The organism is Pseudoxanthomonas gei (genome assembly GCF_010119615.1).
GTDB lineage: Bacteria > Pseudomonadota > Gammaproteobacteria > Xanthomonadales > Xanthomonadaceae > Pseudoxanthomonas_A > Pseudoxanthomonas_A gei.
Window position 1 is genome coordinate 478,006 of sequence record NZ_QOVG01000001.1, and the last position, 16,038, is coordinate 494,043.

The 16,038-nt window shown below is 66.9% G+C and carries 12 protein-coding genes and 1 tRNA gene; 4 read left to right on the forward strand and 9 right to left on the reverse strand.

Annotated features, from left to right (window positions below; translation table 11 throughout):
- Window positions 1-119: 119 nt before the first annotated feature.
- Window positions 120-278 (reverse strand): hypothetical protein, encoded by a 159-nt coding sequence (locus tag DT603_RS02155; RefSeq protein WP_162348192.1) that lies wholly within the window; start codon window positions 276-278, stop codon window positions 120-122.
- Window positions 279-306: 28 nt separating this feature from the next.
- Between DT603_RS02155 and DT603_RS02160 the strand changes: the two genes are divergently transcribed.
- Window positions 307-1,815: an MFS transporter gene (locus DT603_RS02160; RefSeq protein ID WP_246191520.1), complete on the forward strand. Its 1,509-nt coding sequence runs from the start codon at window positions 307-309 to the stop codon at window positions 1,813-1,815.
- Between the two features lie 53 nt (window positions 1,816-1,868).
- Complete coding sequence (locus tag DT603_RS02165) at window positions 1,869-3,494, forward strand: alpha-amylase family glycosyl hydrolase (protein ID WP_162348355.1); 1,626 nt, start codon at window positions 1,869-1,871, stop codon at window positions 3,492-3,494.
- A 486-nt stretch (window positions 3,495-3,980) separates the two neighbouring features.
- Here the strand turns inward: DT603_RS02165 and DT603_RS02170 are convergent, their stop codons facing one another.
- The 8 genes from DT603_RS02170 to DT603_RS02200 form a co-directional block, all read right to left on the reverse strand.
- The gene (locus DT603_RS02170; protein ID WP_343037701.1) at window positions 3,981-5,018 is read right to left on the reverse strand and encodes a LacI family DNA-binding transcriptional regulator; all 1,038 of its coding nucleotides are present in this window, start codon (window positions 5,016-5,018) and stop codon (window positions 3,981-3,983) included.
- A 71-nt stretch (window positions 5,019-5,089) separates the two neighbouring features.
- The gene (locus tag DT603_RS02175) at window positions 5,090-5,812 is read right to left on the reverse strand and encodes a murein L,D-transpeptidase catalytic domain family protein (RefSeq protein WP_162348193.1); all 723 of its coding nucleotides are present in this window, start codon (window positions 5,810-5,812) and stop codon (window positions 5,090-5,092) included.
- Window positions 5,813-5,845: 33 nt separating this feature from the next.
- Complete coding sequence (locus tag DT603_RS02180) at window positions 5,846-6,928, reverse strand: L,D-transpeptidase family protein (protein WP_162348194.1); 1,083 nt, start codon at window positions 6,926-6,928, stop codon at window positions 5,846-5,848.
- 47 nt (window positions 6,929-6,975) lie between these two features.
- Window positions 6,976-8,274, reverse strand: coding sequence for a threonine synthase (gene thrC / locus DT603_RS02185; protein WP_162348195.1), 1,299 nt, complete (start codon window positions 8,272-8,274; stop codon window positions 6,976-6,978).
- Between the two features lie 49 nt (window positions 8,275-8,323).
- Complete coding sequence (locus tag DT603_RS02190; protein ID WP_425500915.1) at window positions 8,324-9,235, reverse strand: homoserine kinase; 912 nt, start codon at window positions 9,233-9,235, stop codon at window positions 8,324-8,326.
- A gap of 5 nt (window positions 9,236-9,240) precedes the next feature.
- Window positions 9,241-11,727 (reverse strand): bifunctional aspartate kinase/homoserine dehydrogenase I, encoded by a 2,487-nt coding sequence (gene thrA, locus DT603_RS02195; protein WP_162348197.1) that lies wholly within the window; start codon window positions 11,725-11,727, stop codon window positions 9,241-9,243.
- Between the two features lie 92 nt (window positions 11,728-11,819).
- Window positions 11,820-11,954, reverse strand: coding sequence for a hypothetical protein (locus tag DT603_RS16185; protein WP_281350869.1), 135 nt, complete (start codon window positions 11,952-11,954; stop codon window positions 11,820-11,822).
- A gap of 75 nt (window positions 11,955-12,029) precedes the next feature.
- A tRNA-Arg gene (locus DT603_RS02200) sits at window positions 12,030-12,106 on the reverse strand.
- Between the two features lie 247 nt (window positions 12,107-12,353).
- Here DT603_RS02200 and DT603_RS02205 point away from each other — a divergent pair.
- Window positions 12,354-13,199 (forward strand): cyanophycinase, encoded by an 846-nt coding sequence (locus DT603_RS02205; protein WP_162348198.1) that lies wholly within the window; start codon window positions 12,354-12,356, stop codon window positions 13,197-13,199.
- A gap of 46 nt (window positions 13,200-13,245) precedes the next feature.
- The gene (gene cphA / locus DT603_RS02210; protein ID WP_162348199.1) at window positions 13,246-16,035 is read left to right on the forward strand and encodes a cyanophycin synthetase; all 2,790 of its coding nucleotides are present in this window, start codon (window positions 13,246-13,248) and stop codon (window positions 16,033-16,035) included.
- Window positions 16,036-16,038: the final 3 nt, after the last annotated feature.

Sequence of the window (16,038 nt, forward strand, 5' to 3'; positions counted from 1 at the left end):
GCCGGTGCGCTGATCGGCAGCCACTATTCCATGGCGCGCGTAAATGCGTGTTGTCCATGCCGGTGCCCAGGCCATGAATACGTATGCACCTGCAGGCCGTCACACTGGCTGGCCACACGTCAACCGGCCACGCCATTTTGCGAAAAAGTCGGGATAACCCCTTTAAACAAGGCATCTTCGCGCATCGGCACATGCGCATGCGCACGGCTGGCGCGCAATGGAAACACCGGAAAGTGTTTGCACTGCAGCATGGTTTCCAGCGGCAATGCCTGCACCATGTCCCGAGTCGCAATGAGGGGACAGGGAATGAATATGCACTCTGCAGGCATGCCGGCCAGTCAGCACAAACCGCGGCTGTCGTTCTGGCAGATCTGGAACATGTGCTTCGGGTTCTTCGGCATCCAGTTCGCCTTCGCCCTGCAGAACGGCAGCATGAGCCGCATCTTCCAGACTCTGGGCGCGGAGATGGACGACCTGGCCGTACTGTGGATCGCCGCGCCGATGACCGGCCTGCTGGTGCAGCCCATCATCGGCTACTACTCGGACCGTACCTGGACCCGGCTGGGACGGCGGCGGCCCTATTTCCTGGTCGGCGCGATACTCACCACCCTGGCCTTGTTCGTGATGCCGAACTCGTCGGTACTGTGGTTCGCCGCGGTCATGCTGTGGCTGCTTGATGCTTCCATCAATGTCTCCATGGAGCCCTTCCGCGCCTTCGTGGGCGACCAGTTGCCGCCCGAGCAGCGCACGCGCGGGTACGCGATGCAGAGCTTCTTCATCGGCGCCGGCGCGGTGGTGGCCTACCTGCTGCCGGAAATACTGAGCCGCCTGGGCGTGGCCAATACCGCGGCGCTGGGCGAAATACCCCCCAGCGTGCGCCTGTCGTTCTACATCGGCGGCGCGGTGCTGATCTGCGCGATGGGATGGACGATCCTGCGGACCCGTGAATACCCGCCGGAACAGCTGCAGGGTTTCGACGACGCCGGATCTACCGCGCTGGCCGCCCTGGCACCGTCATCGAATGCACGGCTTTCCACGGAAGTGGCGGTTTTCGCGGTCCCGGCTGCAATCCTGGCGGTGTGCATCCGCTACTACGCCCTGGACAAATCGCTCTATCTGCTGGCGGTCGGACTGGCGGCGTACGCGCTGTTGCTGCTGGTCACCGGCGGCGGCAGGCGCGGCGGCGGCCTGGGTGAAATCATCCAGGACATGCGCAACATGCCGGCGACGATGCGGCAGCTGGCGGTAGTGCAGTTCTTCTCGTGGTTCGCCCTGTTCGCCATGTGGATCTACACCACGCCCACCGTGACGTCCCTGCATTTCCACAGCACGGACACCACCTCGGCTGCCTACAACGATGGCGCGGACTGGGTGGGCGTGCTGTTCGCGGCCTACAGCGCGTTCTCGGCACTGGCGGCGTTCGGGCTGGCTCCCCTTTCGCGCCGCATCGGCCTGCGCGCCACCCACCTGACCTGCCTGGTCATTGGCGGCCTCTCGTTCCTTTCCTTCCGCTTCATTGCCGACCCCCACTTGTTGCTGCTGCCCATGGCCGGCATCGGCGTCGCCTGGGCCGCGATCCTCGCCATTCCCTATTCACTGCTCAGCGGTGCGGTGCCGGCCAGGAAGATGGGCGTGTACATGGGCATCTTCAACTTCTTCATCGTCATCCCGCAGCTGGTCGCCGCCAGCCTGCTGGGTTTCCTGGTGAAGACATTCTTCAACAACCAGCCTGTCGATGCCCTGATGATCGGCGGCGTCAGCCTGGTCATCGCCGGCCTGTGCGTGCTGCGGGTACAGAAGGAGACGGTCGCGTGAAAAATACCATCCTCATCAAGAGGCTCGCCCTGGTTGCCGCGTGCGCGGTATCGATGCTCGCCAGCGGCGCGCAGGCGGCCGATGGCGACGGCTTTTATGGGACCACCGAGCCCTTCGCCAGCGAAGCGGTCTACTTCGTGCTGACCGATCGTTTCGTCAATGGCGATCCTTCCAACGATCATCGCGACCAGGGGGGAAAGAACGGGACTTTCGACGTGCCCACGCCGGGCGCGCCGGCCGGCGAGAGCGACAACATCGGTTACCTGGGTGGCGACTTCAAGGGCATCGTCGACAATGCCGGTTACATCCGCGAGATGGGCTTCACTTCGGTATGGGTGACGCCGATCGTGGACAACCCGGACGAGGCATTCACTGGCGGAACCCCGGCCGTGTGGGGCAGCAGTTTCAGTGACCGCGGCAAGACCGGCTTCCATGGTTACTGGGGCATCAATTTCTACAAGCTCGATGAGCACCTGCCCAGCGCGGGACTGGACTTCGCCGGCTTCACCCGGGCCATGAAGGAACAGAAGCTGGACGTGGTGCTGGATATCGTCGGCAACCACGGCTCGCCCGCCTTCAGCATGCCGGTGATGCAGCCGCAGTACGGGAAGGTGTATGACCGCAACGGCAAGCTGATTGCCGACCACCAGAACCTGGACCCGTCTAAGCTGGATCCTGCGCGCAATCCACTGCACGCCTTCTACAACACCCGCGGCAACCTGGTGCAGCTGTCGGATTTCAACCAGGACAATCCGGCGGTGCTGGAGTACCTGGTGGGTGCGTACGAACAATGGATCGACCAGGGCGCCGCGGCCTTCCGCGTCGACACCATCGCCTGGCTTCCGCATTCGTTCTGGAAGCAGTTCGCCGACCGCATCCGCGCCAAGCGGCCGGGCTTCTTCATGTTCGGCGAGGCGTTCAACTACGACGCCGCGCTGATCGCCGGCCATACGCTGGAACGCAACGGCCACTTCAGCGTGCTCGATTTTCCGATGCGCGGGAAGATGGCGGCGACCTTCGAGAAGAAGGGCAGCGATTTCGCCGAGCTGGCCACGGCGCTGTACCTGGAGGATGGCCCCTACGCCAATCCCTATGACCTGGTGACCTTCTACGACAACCACGACATGGCGCGCATGAACGCCAGCGACGAGGGTTTCATCGACGCCAACAACTGGCTGTTCACCGCGCGCGGTATCCCGGCGGTGTACTACGGATCGGAAACCGGCTTCATGCGCGGCCGTGCCGAACACATGGGCAACCGCAACTACTACGGGCAGGAGCGCGTGGATGCAGCGGCCGGAAGCCCGATCTATCCGGCACTGAAACGCATCGCCAACCTGCGCCGGCAATCACCGGCGCTGCAGCGCGGGTTGCAGCTGAACCTGTCGATGAAGGGCGATGAAGCCGCGTTCTACCGCGTTTACGAACACGACGGGGTGGCCCAGACCGCGCTGGTGATGTTGAACAAGGGCGATGAGGCGCGCACGGTCGAATTGGATGAACACCTGCAGGCGGGCAACTGGCGGGACGGTTTCAGCAAGGCGAGGATCAAGGTCGGCAAGCAACTGCGCATCGTGGTCCCGGCGCACGGCGTCCGCGTGCTCTTCTTCGACCAGCCGCTGACGCGCACGGACCTGCGCGCGAAGCTGGCTGATTCCATGGCGCGCAAGGATCGCTGAGTCCGGCCAGTGCAGGAGCAAGGCGCGGCCTTCTGGCCCTCTTCACGACGCCACGAGGTCGCAAAAGGCCGGGAGGACGATTGGAGTGGAGTCCCGATGTCCAGCTCCGTAGCGCCGGGCTTGCTCGGCTGCTCCTGCCTGCTGGTTTTGTAGGAGCGACGCAAGTCGCGAAGCGCTCATGGCCTGATTGCCAATGTTGCGGGAGGCCGGGATTTCCTGGCTTCGCGACTTGCGTCGCTCCTACAAGGCACAAGCGCCCCCGATCACTGCCGGGCCGGCTTGGTAGGAGCGACGCAAGTCGCGAAGCGCGCATGGCCTGATTGCCAATATTGCGGGAGGCCGGGATTTACTGGCTTCGCGACTTGCGTCGCTCCTACAGGCACAAGCGCCCCGATCACTGCCGGGCCGGCTTTGTAGGAGCGACGCAAGTCGCGAAGCGCGTATGGCCTGATTGCCGAATATGCCGAATGCCGCAGTGCGGCAAAGTCACAGGGCGCCGGACGAACGCCTCAGGGCGAGCTTGACCGGAATGGTCCGGCTCTCTGCCGGCTCGTTATTGATCAGGGCCAGCAGCGTCTCTACCAGGATCCTGCCCGCCAGCTTGGTGTCCTGCTGCACGGTGGACAGGCTGGGGTTTACGAAAGCCGCCATCGGGATGTCATCGAAGCCCGCCACCGCCACGTCTTCGGGCACCCGCAGGCCATGTTCGTGCAGGGCTTTCATCGCGCCGATGGCGATCAGGTCGCTGGCCGCGAAGACCGCGTCGAAGGCGATGCCTTTTTCCAGCAGGACGCGCGCCGCTTCGTAGCCCGATTGCTCGGTGGTGACGGCATCGACCTGCAGCAGCGGCTGCACGCGCCGGTCCTCGGTCAACAAGGCATGCGCGTAACCGCGGTAGCGTTCGAAGAACTCGGGGTAATGGTTGGACGCATGCCCCAGGAAGGCGATGTTGCCGCGGCCCTGCGCCAGCAGGTGCATGGTGATGTCGTGCCCGCCCTGGAAATTGTCGCAACCGATGGAGATACCCGGCTGGCCCGGCAACACCGCGCCCCAGCGCACGAAATGCGTGCCCTGCTCCACCAGCCGTTCCAGCCGCGACTGCGATTCCAGGTAGTCGCCATAGCCCAGCAGGATCAGGCCGTCGGCCTTGTTGCTGTCTTCGTAATCGGCCTGCCAGTTGGTGGAAAGCTGCTGGAACGAGATCAGCAGGTCATAACCCTGCAAGGCGCAGGCGCGGGTGATCGAGCCCAGCATGGACAGGAAGAACGGGTTGATCTGCGAATCATCCGGCGTGGGATCTTCGAAGAACAGCAGGGCGATGGTCCCCGAATGCTGGGTGCGCAGGTTCGACGCGTTCTTGTCGACCTTGTAGTTCAGCTGCTCGGCGATGGCCTGGATACGCTTGCGGGTTTCCTCGTTGACCATCGGGCTGCCGCGCAGCGCGCGCGAGACCGTGGGCTGGGAAACCCCGGCCAGGTGCGCGATATCAAGTGAAGTGGCCTTGCCCTTGATCGGCGGATTCACGGCGTTCCTGGGGCGGCTGGGGCAGCGCGGATGATGCCACGGACGCAGGCGGCGGGCCCGGCGTGGATGTACTAGCGCCGGCCGCCGGCCAGTGCGGCCGAAGCGCCCTGGCCGCACCCGGCGTCCAGCAGCTGCGAATGCTGCAACCAGTCGCGGTCCGGATAGTAGGCGAACACGAACGAGCCGCCGCGGATGGTGTCGATCAGCTGCCTGGCCACCGCCGGGCGGACGGCCGGACAACCCAGGCTGCGTCCCAGCCGCCCCTGGCTGCGGATCAGGTCGTTGCTGACGTAGGGCGCGCCGTGGATGACGATGGCCCGCTCGTGGGCCTGGTCGTTGAATCCCTGCTCCAGCCCGCGCAGGCGCAGCGAATAACCGTTATGGCCCACGTAGGCCTCTTCGGTCTGGAAGCCGCCGAGGCTGGACATGTAGCTGCCCTCGCTATTGGAAAACCGGCTGGCCAGGTTTTCGCCGGTGTTACGGCCATGGGCTACCCATTCCTCGAACAGCAGGCGCGACCTGGCCAGATCGAACACCCACAGCCTTGGCTCGGTGGAAGGCCGGGAATAATCGATCACGCTGAGGGTGCCGCCACGGGAGGCCGCACCGGGACGGCGCAGGGAGCAGGCCAAGGCCCGGGTAGCCAGGCTGAGGACCTTGCGGTCCAGCCGGGGCGCGCTGCGCGCCAGGGCATCGACCAGGGTCTCGGGGGCGGCTCGCTGCTGTGCATCCGCGCTGCAGGCCAGCAATGGCAGCAGCAGGCAGGAAAGCACATGGAATGGGCGAAGGCGCATGGTGGCAAGGACCTGAGGGGTTCCCTGGGAAGTTCAGGGCGGACCATTTGCAATGGGTCCAGCTTGGTCCGATTCCAACACCGGTTGCAAGTCCTGTTCGGCCGGGGTTGCACGTACTGCCGGCAGATCGGTCAGCAGCACGGTCGCCCCGGGCAGCAGGGCCGCGTACAGCTTGCGCGCGAATTCCGGCGCCACCTTCAGTGCCCCGTCGCGCCATTGCGCCTGCTGCACCGCCAGGCTCGCCGCATCGGCCCCAAGCAGGGGAAAGGCGGCCCACTCATAGCGATTGCGCTGCGGGTCCAGCAGGCTGGCGGTCTGGGTGATCTGGTTGCTCATGACCAGCAACACCGAGCCATGGACCGTGAAATCCGCCGCCACGGTCAGCCCGGCCTCGCCGATGGCCACGCCATTGCGCATTACGAAAACGCGTCGGTCACCCACGCTGACCAGCACGCTGACCGGACCCTGGGGCGACAGCGAATCGTCCCAGAAATAGCCGGGTTCGGCCTCGTTGACCGGCATCGGCAGGCCCTGCCGGCTGATCGGGGCGAGCAGCGCCGGGTGCACCACGCTGGGCGAGGACGCGCGCGCATTGGCCACCACTACCGTGTCGCCGGTGCGGGTGATGGCGAAAAGCTTCTGCGCGAAGGCCTGCGGCAACCGCACGCAGCCATGCGACGCCGGGTGCCCGGGCAGCGCACCCCCATGCAGGGCAATGCCACCCCAGGTCAGGCGCTGCATGTAGGGCATGGGCGCGTCGTTGTACAGGTTGGAGCGGTGGTCCTTGTGCTTCTGCAGGATGGTGAAAATACCGGGCGGCGTTTCCTTGCCAGCCTTGCCGGAACTGATCGTGGACACGCCGATGGCAATGCCGTTGCGATACACGTAGGCGCGCTGCTCATCCAGGCTGACCACCAGCACCACCGGCCCGCTCGGGGCAATCTGCGGGTACCAGAGATAGTCGCCCGGCTTCAGCACCGGCGCGGGCAACGCCGGCTTCGGCTGCACCTGCGCCTGCGCGGCCACGTCCGCTACCTGGGCCTGCCCGTCCAGCGCCAGGGCCAGCACCAGCACCCCCAGGAGGTGCAGGAACCGGCTCCTTTGCAGGCCCGGCACGCGCAGCTTCCCAGCGTGGCCTGGCAGTCCGGGAAACACGCCGCGCGTCACTGCCAGGCTCCGAGCAGCCGATCCCGCAGGCTCTCGTAGTCAGGCTGCATGGCCTCGGCATGGGCCGGGCGCGCAAGCAGTTCCGCCAGGGCGGGAGGCACCGCCAGCGCACGCCCGATCAGGGGTTCGACCACACTCTCGAACTTGGCCGGGTGGGCGGTCGCGGCCACCGCCCACGGTCCGGCCGCGCCCTGGGCCCGCAAGTCCTGCAACACCTTCACCGCGGTGGCGGTATGCGGGCAGAACACTTCGCCATGGCGGGCGTGGCGTTGCCGGATGGTGTCGACGATTGCGGCATCGTCGACACTGCGGGCACTGAAGTCCGCACGCAGCGCGGCATCGTCTCCCTGGTACAGCCAGCGCAGGCGTTCGAAATTGCTCGGAGCTCCCACATCCATCGCGTTGGCCAGGGTGGCGACACTGGCGGCGGGCACGTAGTCGCCGCCGCCGAAGTAGTCCGGCAGCACCCGGTTCGCATTGGTCGCCAGCACGATGCGGCCCAGCGGCACGCCCAGCCTGCGGGCAATGATCGCCGCCATGGCGTTGCCCAGGTTGCCGGTGGGGATGACGAAGTTCAGCGCGTCACCGGTGGCGCGCTCGTGCTCGAGCGCCGAGTGCGCGTAATAGCTCATCTGCGGCAGCAGGCGTCCCAAGCTGATGCTGTTGGCCGAGCTCATCGGCGCCGCGACCTGCAGCGCCTGGTCGTTGAGGGCCCGCTTCACCAGTGCCTGGCAGTCATCGAAGGATCCGGCCACGCGCAAGGCAGTGATGTTGTCGCCGAAACACCCGAGCTGGTGGGCCTGGCGCGGCGAGACGCGGCCATCGGGATACAGCACGATCACCCGCAGCCCAGGCTGGTTGTGGAACGCAGCCGCGACTGCGGCGCCGGTGTCGCCCGAGGTCGCCACCAGGATGGTCAGCGGCCGATCTTCCTGCCTCCGCAGGCGCGCAAGACACGCCGCCAGGAACCGCGCACCGAAGTCCTTGAATGCGGCGGTGGGTCCGTGGAACAGTTCAAGCACATGGTCGCCAGGCGTAGCCAACGGCAGCAGCGGCGCCGGGAAATCGAAGGCTTCCCCGCAGATCGCCGGCAGCTCGTCCGCCAGCGCGTCGCCTTCGAAGAAGGGTGCGATGAGTTTTGCAGCGGTGTCGGCCAGGTCGCTGCCGGGCTCGAGCGTGCGCACCGGCGGCAGACGTTCCGGAACATACAGGCCGCCGTCGGGCGCCAGTCCAGCGGCGATGGCCTGGCTGAGGGTGACGGTGGACGTGCTGTTGCGCGTGGAGATGAAATTCATTGTCGGTCGATGATCCGTTTCTTTCCTTCTCCTCCGGGAGAAGGAACAACTAAAGCAGCTTCGCCGCCGGGCTGTCGATCGGCGACACCCAGGCCTGGCTGTCGAATCCCGCAGCCGCGAACGCGGCCTGGATCGCAGGCGCCGATGCTTCGGCCTGCGCCCGCGTCTCGAACCACCCGAACACGCTGGGACCGGCGCCGGAAATGCTGGCGCCCATCGCGCCGGCAGCCAGTGCCGCCTGTTTAGCGGCCCCGAAGCCACCGATCAGCGGCGCGCGGCGCGGCTCAACCAGCACGTCCTGCAGGCCCGCACGCACCAGCGTCGCATCGCCGGCATGGCAGCCGGCAAGCACCAGCGCAAGATTCGCCGACTGGGCCACGAATTCGCCCAGCGCGTAGCTGCCCTGCAACGCTTCGCGCGCGCGTCGGGTTTCCAGAATCGCATCCGGATGCACCAGCACGCTGTGCCACTCCGCGGGCACGGGGATCTTCACCAGCCGCTCGGCCGTGGACAACACCAGTCCGCCCAGCAGCATCGGGCCGACGTTGTCCCCATGGAGTCCACCACTGGCGACCGCTTCCCCGCTCAGCGCGAACCGGTACAGCGCCTCCCGCGACAACGGCACGTCCAGCAGTGCGTTGGCCGCGACCAGCGCCGCCACGCAGGACGCCGCCGAGCCCCCCATTCCCGAACCCAACGGAATGCCCTTGTCGATCTCGATCTCGAAACCGAAGGGCAACTCCAGCGCTGCGCGCAATGCGATCAACGACGCACCCGCGGTGTTGCCCGGCGCGTGCATGGGCAAGTCCACCGCGGCGCCGCGGATCGCGGCGATGCGGACTTCACCGGCCTCGATGCGCCGCACGGTGACGGTATCGCCGACGCCTTCGATCACATGTCCCAGGATGTCGAAACCCACGCCCACATTGCCGACCGACGCGGGTGAAAAAGCCTTCGCCACCGGGCTCACAGCCTGGCCCCCTGCCCGGCCGCCACGCGCAGCACGTCGGCGAACACGCCGGCGGCCGTGACTTCGGGCCCGGCACCGGGACCCTGCACGATCAGGGGGTTGTTGCAGTAACGACGGGTGGTGAACTGCACGATATTGTCGGTCAGGCTGAGGTTGGCGAAGGCATGGGTCGCGGGCAATTCCACCAGCCCCACGCTGGCTTGGCCGTCGGCATCCAGCCTGGCCACGTAGCGCAGCACCTGTCCGTTCGCCTTTGCTTTTTCGAGCCGCCCGGCGAACACCGCGTCCACTTCGCCAAGCCTGGAAATGAAACCCTCGACGCTGGCCTCGCGCAGGGCGGCGGGCACCAGGCTCTCCACCGACACGTCTTCCAGGTTCAACCTGCGCCCGGCCTCGCGCGCCAGGATCACCAGCTTGCGCGCCACGTCCGTGCCGGACAGGTCGTCGCGCGGATCGGGCTCGGTGTAGCCCAGCCCTCGAGCCTCGGTCACCAGCTGCGAGAACGGCACGCTGCCGTCGAAGCGGTTGAACAGCCAGGCCAGCGTGCCGGAAAAAATCCCTTCCACCGACAGGACTGCGTCGCCGGTATCGATCAGGTCACGCAGGGTGGAGATCACCGGCAAGCCCGCGCCGACGGTTGCCTCATAACGAAAACGCGCGCCGCTGGCCGTCGCCGCTTCGCGGATGGCGTCGTAGCGGCTGCCGGGTCCGGCGCCTGCCTGCTTGTTCGGCGTGACCACGTGGATGCCGGCCGCCAGCCAGCCGGCGTAATGATCGGCCACCTCCGGGCTGGCACTGCAGTCCACGATCACCAGGTGCGGCAGGTGCGAGCCGACCAGGTGTGCGGTGAAGACATCCAGGTCCAGCGCCTGGCTGGCGTTGGCGAAGCGCTCGCGCCAGTCGCCGCTGATGCCGCGTTCGTCCAGCAGCATCTTCCTGCTCGAGGCAATCGCCCGCAGCCGCAGGTCCAGGTTGGCCTTCCCCAACAGTTGCGGTTGCGCCGCGCGCAGCTGGTCCAGCAGGGCCGCACCCACGTTGCCCGGCCCGATCACGCCCACCGCGAAGGTCTGCGGCGACAGCCAGAATCCGGCATGCGCCGCGCGCAGGGCCTTGGTTGCGTCGGCGCTGTCGATGGCCACCGAGATATTGCGCTCGGAGGAGCCCTGCGCGATTGCGAGGATGTTGACGCGTGCCCGCCCCAGCGATTCGAACAGCCGCGCCGCCACGCCCGGCTGGCCGGCCATGCCGTCGCCCACCGCGGCCAGCACGCTGACCCCCTGGGTCAGCTGCACGCGCTGGATCTGGCCGATGTTGAGTTCGTGGGCGAAGGCGTTCAACAGCGCGGCCTGCGCGCGCAGCGATTCGGCGCTGCGGACCACGCAGCAGATGGAATGCTCGGAGGATCCCTGCGAGATCATCACCACCGACACCCGTGCTTCGCGCAGCGACGCGAACACGCGCTCGGCCGTGCCGGGCACGCCGATCAGGCCGGTGCCTTCCAGGTTCAGCACGGCCAGGTCGGGACTGAGGGTGAGGCCCTTGACCGGGCCGGTGACGTCGCGTTCGGCGGTGATGCGGGTGCCCGGATGCTCGGGGTGGAAAGTATTGCGGATGATGATCGGCAGCCCGCGCTCGATGGCCGGGGCCATGGTCTGCGGATGCACGACCTTGGCGCCGAAATAGGCCAGCTCGCAGGCCTCGTCGTAGCTCAGCGCGCTGAGCTGCACGGCTTCGGGCACGACCCGCGGGTCGGCGGACAGCACGCCATCGACGTCGGTCCAGATATGCAGCTCGGCGGCGTTGAACAGGGCGGCGAAGATCGCGCCGCTGTAGTCGCTGCCGTTGCGCCCCAGGGTGGTGACGCGATTGGCGCGGTCACGGGCGACGAAGCCGGTGACCACCACGCGCCGCTGCGGGTTGCGCCCGCGCCATTCGGCCAGGCGGGCCGCACTGGTGTCCCAGTCCACTTCCACGCCCAGCTCGCGGCGGTCCACCACCAGCACCTCGCGCGCGTCCAGCACCACGCAATCCTCGCCCTTCGCCTTCAGGTAGTCGCCCAGCAGGCGCGCCGAACAGATTTCACCCAGCCCTTGCACCCGCTCCAGTACTTCATGGGGCAGCTCGCCGATCACCGACAGCGCGGCCAGGATCTCGGCCAGCTTCTCGAAACGCTGGTCCAGCCATTCGATGGTCGGGCCCGAATCCTCACCCAGCAGCGAGACCACCACGCCGCGGTGGCGCGCGCGCAGTTCGTGCCAGGGATCGCGCCATTCGGTGCGGCTGGCCGAAGCCAGTTCGCACAGGGCGATCAGGGCGTCGGTGACGCCTTTCATCGCCGACACCACGGTGACCTGCTCGTCTTCGTCCCGGGCAAGCAGCAGGCTGGCGACGTGGCGGAAACGCTCGGCGTCGGCGACCGAGGTGCCACCGAATTTGTGCACGATGGTGCGATGCGGATTGCTGGCGGGCGCGGCTGACGGCATGGAACGTGGAACCCCTGGATGAGGTCCCCGCGCGGTCCGGGATGCGGGTTCCCCCGCATCCTGATCCGGGTGCGGGGACGTGGTTTGCGAAACTACGCGAACACGATCCACCGCACCCCGTTGATCCGGGTAGTGGCGGTGGTAATGCGGGCAAGGCCGGCCGTATGGCTCGCGCCCGACAGGAACGTCGAGGCGGATGCGCTGGCGATGAGGGCGGCGGAATGCATGGCCCTAGGGGACAGGATGACCCCGGCGGCTGTCAAGTGTTGCAGTGCGACAAGTTGCACGTGCAACCAAAATGGTGGTGACCCCGGCGCGATTCGAACGCACGACCTGTCCCTTAGGAGGGGACCGCTCTATCCAGCTGAGCTACGGGGCCTTGGCGGAAATTGTACCGGCTGCCGCGGTCCGCATGGCAGCCATCGGCAACGTGGAACCGCATCGCCAAGGCTCGTGACCCGGCCATACGCTGCGCGTGCTAACTTTCCCTGGCCTGCGGAATGCTTTGCCCGCGGGCATCGGGGGCGGCTTCATCGGGGGGAAATCGGAATCCAGGCGGCGCAGGCGCCACTGGTTGCCGTCGCGGCGGCGAAGCGCACAGCCTTCAGTTCCAGGAGTGGTTTTGCATGTGTCCCAGTAAGGTCGCCGATGGCGATGAAAGAGGTTGGATCATTCCCATCGGCGGCGCCGAGAAAAAGGAAGACAACCCGCGGATCCTCAAGCGTTTCCTTGACCTCTGCGGCGGCCGGGAGGCCGAGATCGTGGTCATCCCCACCGCCAGCCAGCTGGCCGACACCGGCAGCCGCTACGAAACCATATTCGGGGACCTGGGTGCCAGCCGGGTCGATGTGATGGACTTCGATACCCGCCGCGACTGCCACGAGCCCAACCGCCTGGCTCGCATCGAAGCAGCCACTGGCATCTTCTTCACCGGCGGCAACCAGTTGCGCCTGTCGACGATCCTGGGCGGCACGCCGGCGGCAAAACTCATTCGCGAACGCAACGCCGCCGGCGTCACCGTGGGCGGGACCAGCGCCGGCGCCAGCATCCTCAGCGAGCACATGATCGCGTTCGGCAAGGAAGGTGCCTCGCCGCAGGCCGACAGCGTGCGCCTGGCACCGGGCCTGGGCCTGACCAACCGCTTCGTGATCGACCAGCATTTCCGCGAACGCGACCGCCTTGGCCGCCTGGTCGCCGCACTGGCCTACAACCCCTTCGCGATCGGCATCGGCCTGGACGAGGACACCGCCGCCTTCATCGGCCCGGACAACACCCTGGAGGTCGAAGGCAGCGGCGCGGTCACCGTGGTCGATGCCGACGGCCTGACGTTCTCATCCATGGCCCAGGTCAGCGAGAACGACCCGGTCTGCCTGCTCGGGCTGACCGTGCACATCCTGGTCGCGGGTGCGACTTTCAACCTGCATACGCGCAAGGCGTCCGCGGGTTCGCTGGGCAATTCCAAATCTGCCTGATGGGCATCCTTCATTCCCGTACCACTTCCTGATCAAGAGGCAAGGCATGCGCATCCTCGAACGCTCCGTCTACGTTGGCCCCTCGCAATACGCGCACTTCCCGGTCATCCGGCTGGAGCTGGACCTGCAGGAACTGGAGGCCTGGCCGACCGGGAAACTGGGCACGGGTTTCGTGGATGCGCTGGTGGCCGCCCTGCCCGGGTTGGCCGGACACGGCTGTTCCTATCGCGAAGCCGGCGGCTTCATCCGCCGCATGCGCGAAGGAGAAGGCACCTGGCTGGGCCACGTGCTGGAGCACGTCGCCATCGAACTGCAGAACGTCGCGGGCGAGGACGTCACCTTCGGCCGCACCCGCAGCGTCGGCGACGACCGCCCGGGCGTGTACACCGTGGTCTACGAATATGCGCAGAAAGAGGAAGGCATCGCCGCCGGCGAACTCGCGATCAAGCTGCTTTCCTCGCTGCTGCCCCTGGAACTGCGGCCCAAGGGCAGCGTGCCCGCCGACTGGGACTGGGACAGCGCCCGCGACGACTTCATCCGCTATGCGCAGCGTCGGGCGCTGGGTCCGTCCACCTCCTCGCTGGTCCGCGCCGCCGAGGAACGCGGCATCCCGTGGCTGCGGCTGAACCAGCAATCGCTGATCCAGCTTGGCCATGGCAAGTACCAGCAGCGCATCCAGGCCACCGTCACCGGCAAGACCCCGCACATCTCGGTGGAGCTGGCCAGCGACAAGGAGGAAACCAACAAGATCCTCGGCCTGCTGGGCCTGCCGGTGCCGCGCCAGGAACTGGTCAACGACGCGGCCAGCGCGCTGCGCGCCGCGCGCAAGCTGGGCGGCACCGTGGTCACCAAGCCCTACAACGGCAACCATGGCCGCGGCATCACCATCAACATTTCCGGCGACGACGAGATCCGCGAGGGTTTCGCCGCCGCCCGCGAGCATTCGCGCTCGGTCATCGTGGAAACCTATATCGGCGGCGACGACCATCGCCTGCTGGTGGTCAATGGCGAACTGATCGCCGCCACCAAGCGCACGCCCGGCCACGTGGTCGGCGACGGCAAGAGCGACATCATCGAGCTGGTCGACCAGGTCAATTCAGACCCGCGCCGCGGCGTCGGCCACGAAAAGGTGCTGACCCGTCTGGAGCTCGACGCGCAGGCCGACCTGATGCTGGAACGCGTCGGCTACAACCATTTCTCGGTGCCCAAGGAAGGCGAAGTCGTCTACCTCCGCTCCACCGCCAACCTGTCCACCGGCGGCACCGCGACCGACGTCACCGACATCATCCATCCCGACAACCGCGACATGGCGGTGCGCGCCGTGCGCGCGATCGGCCTGGACGTGGGCGGCGTGGATTTCATCTCGCTCAACATCGCCGAGAGCTACAAGAGCATCGGCGGCGGCATCTGCGAGATCAACGCCGCGCCCGGCTTCCGCATGCACGTGGCGCCCAGCGAGGGCACCCCGCGCGACGCCGCCGGCCCGGTCATCGACATGCTGTTCCCGCCAGGCACGCCCACCCGCGTGCCGATCGCCGCCATCACCGGCACCAACGGCAAGACCACCACTGCGCGCATGCTGGCCCACATCACCAAGATGGCCGGCTACACACCCGGCCTCACCACCACCGATGGCGTCTACATCGACGGCCAGCGCACGGTGGAAGGCGACATGACCGGCCCGGTGTCGGCGCGCATGGTGCTGTCCGATCCGCAGATCGACATGGCCATCCTGGAAACCGCGCGCGGCGGCCTGCTGCGTTCGGGCATGGGCGTGCCGGAGGTGGATGTGGGCGCGGTGTTGAACGTGGCGTCCGACCACCTCGGCCTGAAGGGCATCGACACCCTGGAGCAGCTGGCCGAGATCAAGCGCATCGTGGTGGAAGTGGCGCGCGAATGCGCGGTGCTCAACGCCGACGACCCCAACGTGCTGAAGATGTCGGCCTATACCGACGCCAAGGTGATCTGCTACGTCACCCTGAACCCGTCGCACACGCTGGTACGCGAGCACATCCGCGCCGGCGGCCGCGCCTGCGCCCTGGAAGCCGGCGTCAACGGCCACATGATCACCCTGTACGACAAGGGCAGCCACATCCCGCTGATGTGGACCCACCTGATTCCCGCCACCCTGGAAGGCCGCGCCCTGCACAACGTGCAGAACGCGATGGTCGCCGCGGCCATGGCGTTCTCGCTGGGAGTCAAGCTGGACGCCATCCGCCAGGGCCTGCGCACCTTCGACACCACCTTCTTCCAGGCCCCCGGCCGCATGAACGTCTACAACGAGCATCCGTTCAAGGTGCTGATGGACTACGGCCACAACGCCCATGCGGTCGGCATGATGGCCGACCTGGCCCAGCGCCTGGACGTGCCCGGCCGTCGCATCGTGGTGCTGACCGGCCCGGGTGACCGCCGCGACGAGGACCTGCGCGCGATCGCCGATGCGGTCGCCGGCAAGTTCGACCACTACATCGTCCGCCGCGACGATTCGCTGCGCGGCCGCGATGGTGACGAGGTGCCGCGGATCATCGCCAAGGCCCTGCTTTCGGCAGGCGTGGAAGAGGCGGCCCTGTCGGTCATTCCGGACGAGCAGGAATCGGTCACCGCCGCACTGCGCATGGGCGAGCCCGGCGACCTGATCCTGGTCTTCGCCGATGCCTTGACGCGCACCTGGAAGCAGATCACCAAATTCCAGCCGGACGGGGAAATGGTCAAGGCTTCCCCACGGATCGAGCTGCCCTCCCTGGAAACTTCAGTGGACGACATCCCGTTGGCGGAGATGGAAGGCGTGATCCGCGAGGAACGCGGCCTGGTGTTCGAACGGGAAGAGAGCGATTGACTT